This window comes from Actinomadura sp. KC216, assembly GCF_004348535.1.
Taxonomy (GTDB): domain Bacteria; phylum Actinomycetota; class Actinomycetes; order Streptosporangiales; family Streptosporangiaceae; genus Spirillospora.
This window is the reverse complement of the sequence record NZ_SMJX01000290.1, coordinates 1-10,378: the sequence shown is the minus strand read 5'-3', so window position 1 is coordinate 10,378 and position 10,378 is coordinate 1. Positions and strand designations below refer to the sequence as shown.

The 10,378-nt window shown below is 72.5% G+C and carries 8 protein-coding genes; 3 read left to right on the top strand and 5 right to left on the bottom strand.

All coding sequences use genetic code 11. The features are described 5' to 3' along the window. Positions 1 to 1,933: 1,933 nt before the first annotated feature. Positions 1,934 to 4,651: a LuxR C-terminal-related transcriptional regulator gene (locus tag E1264_RS33800; protein ID WP_132180091.1), complete on the top strand. Its 2,718-nt coding sequence runs from the start codon at positions 1,934 to 1,936 to the stop codon at positions 4,649 to 4,651. On the opposite strand, the gene E1264_RS33795 is transcribed toward E1264_RS33800, so the two are convergent. The 4 genes from E1264_RS33795 to E1264_RS33780 all read right to left on the bottom strand — a co-directional run bounded on the left by E1264_RS33795 (position 4,635) and on the right by E1264_RS33780 (position 8,389). Then, a complete protein-coding gene (locus E1264_RS33795; RefSeq protein WP_132180089.1) occupies positions 4,635 to 5,117 on the bottom strand; it encodes a DUF1579 family protein in 483 nt (160 codons plus the stop codon). The genes E1264_RS33800 and E1264_RS33795 overlap by 17 nt on opposite strands. A gap of 64 nt (positions 5,118 to 5,181) precedes the next feature. Further along, positions 5,182 to 6,186: an alcohol dehydrogenase catalytic domain-containing protein gene (locus E1264_RS33790; RefSeq protein WP_165964524.1), complete on the bottom strand. Its 1,005-nt coding sequence runs from the start codon at positions 6,184 to 6,186 to the stop codon at positions 5,182 to 5,184. Between the two features lie 72 nt (positions 6,187 to 6,258). Then, positions 6,259 to 7,707, bottom strand: a complete 1,449-nt coding sequence (locus E1264_RS33785) for a HAMP domain-containing sensor histidine kinase (RefSeq protein ID WP_132180085.1) — start codon at positions 7,705 to 7,707, stop codon at positions 6,259 to 6,261. A gap of 1 nt (position 7,708) precedes the next feature. Further along, entirely contained in the window at positions 7,709 to 8,389 is a 681-nt protein-coding gene (locus E1264_RS33780; RefSeq protein WP_132180083.1) for a response regulator transcription factor, read from the bottom strand. A gap of 133 nt (positions 8,390 to 8,522) precedes the next feature. Between E1264_RS33780 and E1264_RS33775 the strand changes: the two genes are divergently transcribed. Both E1264_RS33775 and E1264_RS33770 read left to right on the top strand, forming a co-directional pair. Then, complete coding sequence (locus E1264_RS33775; protein ID WP_132180081.1) at positions 8,523 to 9,134, top strand: PepSY domain-containing protein; 612 nt, start codon at positions 8,523 to 8,525, stop codon at positions 9,132 to 9,134. Between the two features lie 72 nt (positions 9,135 to 9,206). Next, on the top strand, positions 9,207 to 9,986 hold the full coding sequence (locus tag E1264_RS33770) for a metalloregulator ArsR/SmtB family transcription factor (protein ID WP_132180079.1): 780 nt from the start codon (positions 9,207 to 9,209) through the stop codon (positions 9,984 to 9,986). A gap of 6 nt (positions 9,987 to 9,992) precedes the next feature. Here E1264_RS33770 and E1264_RS43940 read toward each other — a convergent pair whose 3' ends face one another. Further along, entirely contained in the window at positions 9,993 to 10,136 is a 144-nt protein-coding gene (locus E1264_RS43940; protein ID WP_165964523.1) for a hypothetical protein, read from the bottom strand. Between the last annotated feature and the right edge of the window lie 242 nt (positions 10,137 to 10,378).

Genomic DNA, 10,378 nt, shown 5'->3' with positions numbered 1-10,378 from the left:
CGCCGCCGCACTTTGGACGCGGCCATCCATCACGACCGCTGGTAAGCCCGGCCAGGCGCCTCACGGCGGACGTCGGTCTCACAATGCGGTTCTCGGCATGGCCGAGACGTCTACCGACGATTACCGGGCAACAACGCCGGATTCCGCGATGTCTCGCTGCGAAGCGACAGCGTCGAGTTGCCAGGCGCGGTCGACCCGTTTGATGAGCGGTCTCACTGCGCCCGTACTTGCTGCCGATCAGCTTCCCTGATGGCAGAGCCCCCCGCTGACGCGCGGTTGGCCACCGTCCACGGCTCTATGTCCATTTAGCGGACCTGAGAGCCACGCCCGAAGCCGGTATTGCGCCATCGGTATGAGCCACTCGAAACGGTATTAGCCGTCACGTCACGGTCGCCAGACGATTCTCGTCAACCACCCCCGATCCGGCACGGGAGCGATCCATAAGCCAGCAGGTCCTCGGCGCCGTCCACGACCTGCTTCCAATCCTGCGCGAGCGCGCGCAGGAGACCGAGGACGTGCGCTGGTGCCTGAGGCCACCATCAAAGCGCTGCGGGAGAGCGGCTTCTTCCGGCTGCTCCAGCCCGCGAGCTACGGCGGCTATGAAATGCGATCCGGTGACCTTCTACACCGCGGTCCGCCTGGTCGCCGGCGCCTGCGGTCGACCGGCTGGGTCGCCTCCGTGCTCGGCGCCCACCAGTGGCACCTCGCGACCTTCCCCGCTCAGGCCCAGGAGGACATCTGGGGGAAGGATCCCGGCACGCTGCTCTCCTCCGCCTACGGCCCCCTCGGACGGGCAAGCGCCGTCGAGGGCGGATACCGGCTGTCGGGCAGGTGGAGCTTCTCCTCGGGCGTCGGCCACGCGGGCGCCGCCATCCTCGGCGGGTTGATCCTCGGCGACGACGGCGCACCCGTCGACTGGGCGGCCTTCCTGGTGCCGCTCAGGACTGCACCGTGCGCGACGTCTGGCGCACCGTCGGGTTGCGCGGCACGGGAAGCATCGACGTGGACGTCCAGGACGTGTTCGTACCCGCGCACCGCGTGCTCAGCTTCACCGCCTCCTACCGCTGCGTCTGTCCGAGACGGTCGGCCAGAGCAGCGGATACGCCGCCTGGGCGGCGACCAGGGGCGGCGTCCGGCTGATAGGTGTCGACGAGGACGCCAATGCGTTGCCGGTCGCCATCCACGATGTTGACACCACCGACCAGGAGAGACGTCGGCTGACTGATCTCCTCATCCAGACGTCACCGCATCTACCTGTGCAGATCATGGCGCGACACAACCAGGCCCATGCCTTGGGCGCCTCAGCCGGTGCGAACAGTCGGCTGACCGCGGTCGGCAGGTCGATATCCGGCGTTCAGCGCGATCAGGATGCCGTCGACACGCCCCTGCACGTGGAGACGTGTAGGGTCGCCGCGGTGCCGAGGCGGGTCGGAGTCGAGCTGGAGGTGTGCGACCCACTCGGCGAACGTGCGTCGGACCTCGGCGGAGGAGGGAGGGCCGGCGAGCCGACCAGGCCGCCGTCCTCGTTCGCGAACCACACCATCAGCGGTAGCAGGCAGGGCCGGCGTGAGCCATTCGAGCGTGGAGTCGGCCGACGATGCGTGCGATCTCGGCGATGGGGTGGGTTTCAAAGGGCGCCGCCGGGGGCGGCTGGGAGACATCTGGGAGACGATCATGCGTGATCGGGCGTGTCGGGGACGGGATTGAGCGTGCCTAGAACGGACCACTTCGGGCGTGGCCTGGAGAAACGCAGGTCACGGCCTCACCTTCCAAGATCACTCAAGTCTACGAGGGGCACGAACCAGATCCAGCGCATGGTCATGGCCCGACAGCTCTTGAAGTAGCCACCTGGCCTTGCTCTCCAAACCAGTTGAATAGGCCGCAACCTGGCAACTTGGGATATATGTGGTGAAAGTTCGGCCATGATGGGCGGATGGGGGAGCAGCAGGTCGAAGTGTCCGCGCGTGAGGCCGAAGTGCTGGCGCTTCTGGGCCTTCGGCTCTCGAACGCCCGGATGGCCCGGCGCCTGAACGTGTCGGTGCGCACGGTCGAGGGTCACGTGTCGTCGCTGTTGCGCAAGTACGGGGTGGCGGGGCGGAGCGCGTTGGCCGATCTCGCGGAAACCGTCGGCGGTGGCGTTCCGCCGCCGCTGGGGCGGCTGGCCGGGCTGCCGCGTGCGCGGACCTCGTTCGTCGGGCGTGTCGCGGAGCGTGAGGCGGTTCTGGCCGCGTTGCCCGGCGGACAGCTGGTGACGCTGCTGGGGCCAGGCGGTGTCGGCAAGACGCGGCTGGCGATCGTCGTCTGTGACGAGGCCGGTTCCTTGTTCCCCTTCGGTGGGGCGTTCGTCGATCTGGCGCCCGTCGGCGCCGGGTTCGTCGCCCAAGCGGCGGCGGAGGCGCTGGGCGTGTCGGAACGGCCGCAGCAGCCGCTGGAGGCCACCATCGCCGAACGGCTGGCGCGGGGCCGGTCGTTGCTGGTCCTGGACAATTGCGAGCACCTGCTGGACGCCGCCGCGGACTTCGCCGAGCGGATCCTGTCCGCCTGCCCCGGCTCCACGATCCTCGCCACGAGCCGCGAACGGCTGGGCGTGCCGGGTGAGCAGGTCGTGCCCATCGGGCCGCTCCCGCTGGACTCCGACGCCGAGCGGCTCTTCACCGACCGGGCGCTGGCGGCCGATCCCGCCCACGCGGCCGATCCGGCTGTGGTGGCGGACCTGTGCGCGCGCCTGGACGGGCTGCCGCTGGCGATCGAGCTCGCGGCCGCCCGCAGCGCCTCCCTCGGGGCATCCGGCCTGCTCACCGGGCTGGGTGACTATTTGCGGCTGCTGGCCGGGGGCCGCGGCCCCACCGTGCGGCATCGTTCGCTGCGCGGGGTGATCGGCTGGAGCCATGACCTGCTGGAGGAGGAGGAACGGGTGCTGTGGCGCCGGCTGGCGGCCTTCACCGGTTCGTTCGACCTGGCGGCCGTGTCGGCTGTCTGCGATGTCGATGCGGTGGCGGGCGCCGACGTCCTCGGCCGGCTCGTCGACAAGAGCCTGGTGATGCACCGGCGGGGGCCGGTGAGCCGGTGGCGGATGCTGGCGACCATCCGCGCCTGCGCCGCGGAGCAGCTCGACCTCAGCGGTGAACGGGCCGAGGTCGGGCACCGGCACCTGGTCTGGGCCGCGGCGACGGCGGCGCGGCTGGAGAACCCACCGGACGGCGGGCCGGGCGAGGACTTCGACGCCGTCGGCGCCGAACTGCGGGCCGCGCTGGCCGCCGTACCCCCGGGGCCGGACCCCGTCCCGTACCGGCTGGCGCGTTCGCTCAGCCGCCTGGCTTACGCGCGCCGGTTCCTGCGGGAGTCCCAAGGGCACTACGAGCGTGCCGCCGGACACGCCCCCACGGCACTGGACGCGGCCGCGGCATGGCGCGGCGCGGCGGACTGCGCGCAAGTCATGCACGACACCGGCAACGCGTTCGAGCTGCGGCTGAAGTCGGCGGCCGCGGCGCGCACCGCCGGGGACGGCAACGCCCAGGCGATCGCGCTGGCCCGGGCCGCCGAGCTGGTCGGCCGGTTCCCGGCGACGTTCCGCACGGAGATACCGTACGAGCGGCTCGGCGGCCTGCTCCAGGAGGCGGCGGGCGCGGGCGACCCCGCCGATCCCAGCGTCGCCGCCCATCTGGCCTGCGCGGCGGCGTGGGACGCGGGCCCGCGCAGACTCGCTCCCGACCCGGCGCTCGGCGCGATGGCCGTCGAAGCGGCCCAGGCCACCGCCGACCCGGTACTGATCAGCGGCGCCCTGGACGTGCTGCGGACCGCGGCCGCCACCTCCGGCCGGCTGCGGGAGGCGCACCGGCTCAGCGGCGAACGGCTCGCCCTGCTGCCGCGCATGGACCCCGGCGATCCGTACCCGGCCCCGGAGATCGACGACGTCTACAGCGGGGCGTGCGCCGACGCGGTCGCCGCAGGCGACCTACCGGCCGCGGTCGCCGCCGCGCACCGGCTCCTGGCCGACGACCTGCTCGGCCGGCACCCCTACCTGCCGGCCGCCAAGGTGATCCCGGTGCTGGTGCTCACCGGGGATCTCCAGGAGGCACTGCGGTACGCCGTCACGATGTGGGACGGCTGGCAGCGCGCCGGAGGCCCGCCCGTGTTCGGGATGCCGGCGGCGGTCCACTTCACCTCGCTCGCCTACGGGCTGCTCGGCGACCGCGAGCTGTCCGCGCGGTGGCGCGGCCGCGTCGACGCGGTCTCCGGCATCCCCGACCCGTTCCAGGCCCAACTCTCGCCGCTCGCCTGCTTCGTGGACGCCCGGATCGCCGTCCACACCGGTGAGCTCGCCGGCGCGGCCGGTCTTCTGGAACGCGCGTTCCTGGACGTCCCCGGCGCCCGCTACGAGCCGTACGCCCATGCCGCCGCCGTCGAACTCGGCGTCATGGCCGGGCTGCCCGAGGCCGAGAAGCGCCTGCCCGAGGTGGAGGCCGACACCGAGGAGAACGACTGGGCCGGCGCCTGCCTGCGGCGCATCAGGTGGCGCCTGTCCGGCGACGCCGCGGCGCTGGATGCGTCCGTCCGAGGCTGGGAACGCCTCGGCGCCCGCTTCGAGCACGCCCGCACCCTCCTCCTGCGCCCCGGCGCCGTACCGGAAGGCGTCAGCCGGTCTTGGTGAGGGTGTAGGTCATCATCGGCGCCCAGGTGTCGTCGCCGACCGGCACGTCCGAGTCGACCGTGACGGTGCCGTCGGCGTTGGGCGTACGGGTGATCCGGGCAGGTCCGACGACCACCAGAGCGTCTCCGGTGAAGCCGCCGTGGTACTTGCTGCCCGCGTCGTCGTAGGGGCCGAGACTGTTGAAGAAGTGGGTGCGGAACCGGCCGGTCGCGGGGTCGTAGTCGAACATCTCGTAACCGGCGTCGACGACCGCCATTCCGGCGACCTCGAAGGAGCTGGTCCAGCGGTGGACGAGGAAGAAGCCGCCCTCCATCCACTCGAAACCCTCCTCGCCGAGGATCTCGGTGGCCGGGCCCATCGGCCCCTCGATCGTGGAGCCCTTCGCCTTCCAACTGCCGACCAGGAAGTCCAGTCGCTTCAGGGCGGCGTCCGGGGTCGGCATCTCGAACTCGGTGCTCTCCGACATGGTCGCTTCCTTCCGTCTTGCCTGTGAGGGCTTATGCGTTGTCCTTGCGCCCTCAGCCTGCGGCTCAGGAGGGTGAACGCGCATCGGTGCCGACCACGTGCTCACCACGTGCCGAACACGTGCCCGGAAGATCGGCCGGTCTCACCGCGGCCTTCACGATCGAATGGTCGCCCCGCGCGAAGCCCTCCAGCGCCGCGGCGGCCGTGTCCAGGCCGAAGGCCCGAACCCAGGCGGGATCGGTCCGGCCGGCCAGCCCGATCGCCACCCTGAACTGCGCGTCGTCGAAGACGAACGACCCGGTGAGCCGATGCTCGGCCCGGATGAACGCCACCGGATCGAACCCCGCGACGGTGTCGGCGAACCCCAGCAGCACGATGTGACCGCCAGGGCGGGTGTGCTCGATCGCCAGGGCGCGGGTCGCGGCGCTGCCCACACTGTCGAAGACGACGTCGTACCGTCGGCCCCGTACAGGACCACGACCGGTGGCTCCCAGTCCCTTTGCCGCCAGGGCTCGTTCCTCGGACGGCTCGAAACAGTCGATCAGTTCGGCGCCCGCCTGCCGCGCGGCCGCCACGCATCCCAGCCCGAGGCCACCGGCGCCGATGACGCCCACCGCGTCGCCGCCGGTCGCCCCGGAACGTTCCCAGGCCCGTACCGCGTTGGCGAACGGCTCGATGAACACCGCCTGCTCCCACGTCAGGCCGTCGGGAATCTCCACCAGCGCCTGCCGCGCGACCGCGACCCGTTCGGCGAGCCCGCCGTCATGATGGACGCCGAGCATGCGCCACCCCGCGCACCGCTGCGGCACGCCCGCCGTGCACCGCGCACAATCCCCGCAACCCGACAGCGGATTGACCGCCACCCGCCGTCCCTCCGGCGTACGGCCCACCACCCCGTGGCCCATGATCAGCGGCAGAGTCCGCGCACCAGGATCGCGCAACGCCAGCACCTCGCTGCCGCCCAACCCGACCAGTTCCACCGTCAGTACGACGTCACCCTCACCCGGCTCCGGCTCGGCGACCTCACCGACCACCAGCTCGGTGGGCGCCACGTAGACCAATGCACGCATTCCCGCCCCCATGCCGAAGCCGCAGTTGGAGATCGAAACATACCGCGTGCACCGACCAGACCCGGCGCATGGTCAAGGCCCGCCGGCTCCTGAAGTGGTCACCGGCAGCCGCACCTCGAAGAGCGCTCCGCCGCCCGGGGCCTCACCGACGGTGAGGGTCCCGCCGTGGGCGGTCACGAGGTCCCGGGCGATGGCGAGGCCCAGGCCCGCGCCGCCCTCGTCGCGGCTGCGGGCGTCGTCCAGGCGGACGAAACGCTCGAAGATCCGCTCGCGGTCGGCGGGCGGCACCCCGGGACCGTCGTCCGCGACGATCACGACCGCCGTGCCCGCCTCCTCGCGCAGCGTCAGCCGGACGGCCCCGTCCGCGTGTCGCTGGGCGTTGTCCAGGAGGTTGCCGATCACTCGCGCGAGCCGTCCCGGCACGCCCATGACGTGCGGGTCTCCCTTGATCGACGCCTGGACCGGGAGCCGGTCGCCTGGCGCGCGCCGGTCGAGTTCGTCCTGGACTAGGCGGCCGAGTGCGACGGGCCGCTCCGGTGCGCGGTCGCCCGCGTCGATCCGGGCGAGGAGCAGCAGGTCGGCGGCCAGGTCCTGGAGGCGGACGACGTCCTCGGCCAAGCCTTCCACGTCGAGCAGCTCGGGATGCGCCGCCGCGACCTCCAGCTGGGTGCGCAGCGAAGCGATCGGGCTGCGCAGCTCGTGCGAGGCGTCCGCGACGAACCCGCGCTGCCTGGCGACGGAGTCCTCCAGCGCGGCGAGCGTCGCGTTGGTCGTGGTCGCCAGCCCCGCGATCTCGTCCCGCGAGTCCGGGACCGGCACCCGCCTGGCCAGGTCGCCCGCCGCGGTGATCTCCGCCAGCTCCGCCCGGACGGCCTCCACCGGACGCAGCGCCCGCCGCGTGACCAGCCACGTCACGCCCGCGACGACGGCGAGCAGCAGCGGCAGCCCGGCGAGCATCGCCCGGGTGACGGTGCCGACCGCGTCCCGCGCGGCGGCCAGGTCCGCGCCCGCGTAGACGGTGACGGTCTCGTTCGCGGGGCTCGTCGCCTCGACCGCCGCGAACCGGTAGTCGGCGGTGCGGCCGTCGACGGTGGCGCTGCCGGTGGAGAAGCGCGGCCCGTCGTCGGACACCTCGCCGCGTCCGGGATCGTCGTCATCGGAGCCGGAATCGTCGTCGATGTCGCCGCCGGTCGGGGACGGGCCGGGCCGCACGCCCGGCGATCCCGTCCCGCCGATGGCTTCCAGGTCCTCGCTGGCCGCGCGTACGCGTCCGTGCTCGTCCACGACCTGTACCGGATGCTCGTCGCCGTCCGGTAGGTCGAGGCTCCGGTACGGGGTGCCGGTCGCCAGCTGCGACGCGACCTCCCGGGCCGCGACCTCCGCCGACAGGTCGGCCTGCCCGCCGAGGTTCGCGCGCAGCAGCAGCACGACCGCCAGCCCGGCCGCGACCAGCGCGACCGCCACCACGGCGGTCGCGCCGAGCGTCGTCCGCGCCCGGACGGACGAGAACCGCCGCCCCACGTCAGGCGCCCCCGTCCCGGGCGAGCCGGTATCCCGCCCCGCGCACCGTCGTGATCGACCGGCGCCCGAACGGGACGTCCAGCTTGCGGCGCAGCGCGCTCACGTACACCTCGACGATGTTGGGGTCCCCGGCGTAGGCGAAGTCCCAGACCGCCTCCATGATCTGCGTCTTCGACACGACCTGGCCCGCGTTCGAGGCCAGATGCTCCAGCACGGCGAACTCCTTGGCGGTCAGCTCCACCTCCGCGTCGCCCCGGAACACCCGCCGCGCCGCCGGGTCGACGGTGAGGTCGCCGAGCACGATGCTCGGGGCCGCGCCCCGCGTCCGGCGGCGCAGCAGGGCACGGATGCGGGCGACGAGCACCACGTACGAGAACGGCTTCGTGAGGTAGTCGTCCGCGCCCGTGTCCAGGCCCTCGGCCTCGTCGTACTCGCCGTCCTTGGCGGTCAGCATCAGGATCGGCGTGTCGTCGCCCGCCGCCCGCAGCGCCGCGCACACCCGGTAGCCGTTCATCCCGGGCAGCATGATGTCGAGGACGATCAGGTCGAACTCCCCGCCGAGCGCCCGGTCGAGCCCCTCGGCGCCGTCATGGACGATCTCGACCACGAACCCCTCGGCCGTCAGCCCGCGGGCGAGTGACGTGGCCAGGCGTTTCTCGTCCTCCACGAGCAGCAGGCGCATGCCCCACAGCCTGCCAAACCGTCCCTGAAGAAGGCTTCAGGAAGCTTCAGGGCGGCTACAGGATCCGGCGGCATCGTCGATGGCGCACGGGGCGGCCGGACCCGCCGGCCGCCTGCGACACCTGGAGGGTGCAATGAGGATCGACCCACGGCGCTTCGTCTCCGGACGCGGGCTGCTGGTCACGGTGGTCGCCGCGGGCGTCATCGCGGGCGGGGGAGCAGCCACCGCGTTCGCGGCCCACGACGACGGCCCCGGAACGCCGACGCCCCCGTCCGGCGGCGCGGCGCCCGGGGCCTCGGTCACGGCGGCGGAGGCGGCGGCCGCGGCGCTGAAGGCGGCCCCTGGCACGATCGAGGAGATGGAGCTGGACGACGGCAGGCGCGCGTGGGAGGTCGACCTCCTCGCCGGCACCGGCGGCTGGCGCGAGGTGAGGGTCGACTCCGGCACCGGCAAGATCCTCTTCAACCGCGCGGCCCGCCCGGACGACGACGATGACGATGACCGCAACGTGCCCACCGCCCTCCGGAAGGCCAAGGTCAGCGCTTCGGAGGCCGCCCAGGCCGCGCTGAAGGCGGTCCCCGGCGCCGTGACGTCCGTCGACTTCGAGCAGGAGGACGGCAGGTCCGGCTGGGAGGTCGACGTCACCGGCCGGGACGGGGCCGAGCACGAGCTGATCGTGGACGCCGCCACCGCCAAGGTCGTCACCGACAAGGCCGAACAGGACGACGACCAGGACGACGACTGACACGGATTGACATGCAGCCATCTGGGTGCCTAATGTGAAAGGCAACCAGATGGCTGCATATCGGGACGGTGCATGGACGAGGTCTTCAAGGCGCTCGCCGACGCGAGCCGCCGCCGGCTGCTGGACAGCCTCAACACCCGCAACGGGCAGACCCTCCGGGAGCTGTGCGCCGGGCTGGACATGGCCCGGCAGTCGGTCAGCAAGCACCTCGCCGTGCTGGAGGACGCGAACCTCGTGACCACCATGCGCCGGGGCCGCGAGAAGCTCCACTACCTCAACGCCGCCCCGATCAACGCCATCGCCGACCGCTGGATGAGCCGGTACGACCGCGAGCGGGCGAACGCGCTCGCGGACCTGAAGACCGCATTGGAGCAGGACGCGATGACCGGAAGCGAGTTCGTCTACACCACCTACATCCGCACCACGCCGGAACGGCTCTGGCAGGCGCTGACCGACCCGGCCTTCACCCGCCGCTACTGGGGCGTCGCGTTCGAGACCGACTGGACGCCCGGCTCCACGATCACCTGGCACGAGGAGAACGCGACGATGGCCGACCCGGAACAGATCGTCCTCGAAGCCGACCCGCCCCGCCGCCTCTCCTACACCTGGCACACCTTCACCCCGGAATGGGCGAAGTCCGTGGGCGTGGACGAGGAAACCCGCCTCAAGCTCCTGGCCGAACCCCGCTCCAAGGTGACCTTCGACATCGAACCGTCCGGCGAGACGACCAAACTGACGGTCGTCCACGAGGGGGGCGAGGCCCTCCTGGACATGTCCCGCCACGGCTGGCCACAGGTCGTGTCCGGCCTCAAGACCCTCCTGGAGACCGGCGAGCCCCTCCCCGCCGGATAACGACGTCTACCTGCGGCCGGCCCGGAACTCCTCGGCCTCCGGCAGCTCGGTGGGCGTCGCGTAGGGGAACTCCCGCCGGAGATTGACCTGGTAGACGCGCTGCTCCTTGCGGGCCTTGTCCTCCTCGCGCTGCCGCTTGCCCCCGAACACGGGCCTCGTCCTGGCCCCCCATGCGGCACCCCGCTGGACGCACCGGGCGGCGGCACAGGCGCTCCAGGGACGGGCCCCGGCGCGGGACCGGTGGCGCAGGTGCGGAGGTCGGCGACGTGGGCGCCAGGAACGGCGGCGCGGGCGCAGGCGTGGGCGGTGGTGCTGCGGCTTGTGCGGGCGGCATGGGCGGTACGGCCGGTGGCGGTGGCGCGGGCGCGGGCACCGGCGGCGCGGGTGAGAGT

What these genes read in the sequence shown, in the direction of transcription:
- E1264_RS33790 (WP_165964524.1), bottom strand. Translation starts at nt 6,186, where the DNA reads ATGCGTGCATTGGTCTACGTGGCGCCCACCGAGCTGGTGGTCGGTGAG.
- E1264_RS33800 (WP_132180091.1), top strand. Translation starts at nt 1,934, where the DNA reads ATGGGGGAGCAGCAGGTCGAAGTGTCCGCGCGTGAGGCCGAAGTGCTG.
- E1264_RS33770 (WP_132180079.1), top strand. Translation starts at nt 9,207, where the DNA reads ATGGACGAGGTCTTCAAGGCGCTCGCCGACGCGAGCCGCCGCCGGCTG.
- E1264_RS33775 (WP_132180081.1), top strand. Translation starts at nt 8,523, where the DNA reads ATGAGGATCGACCCACGGCGCTTCGTCTCCGGACGCGGGCTGCTGGTC.
- E1264_RS33780 (WP_132180083.1), bottom strand. Translation starts at nt 8,389, where the DNA reads ATGCGCCTGCTGCTCGTGGAGGACGAGAAACGCCTGGCCACGTCACTC.
- E1264_RS33795 (WP_132180089.1), bottom strand. Translation starts at nt 5,117, where the DNA reads ATGTCGGAGAGCACCGAGTTCGAGATGCCGACCCCGGACGCCGCCCTG.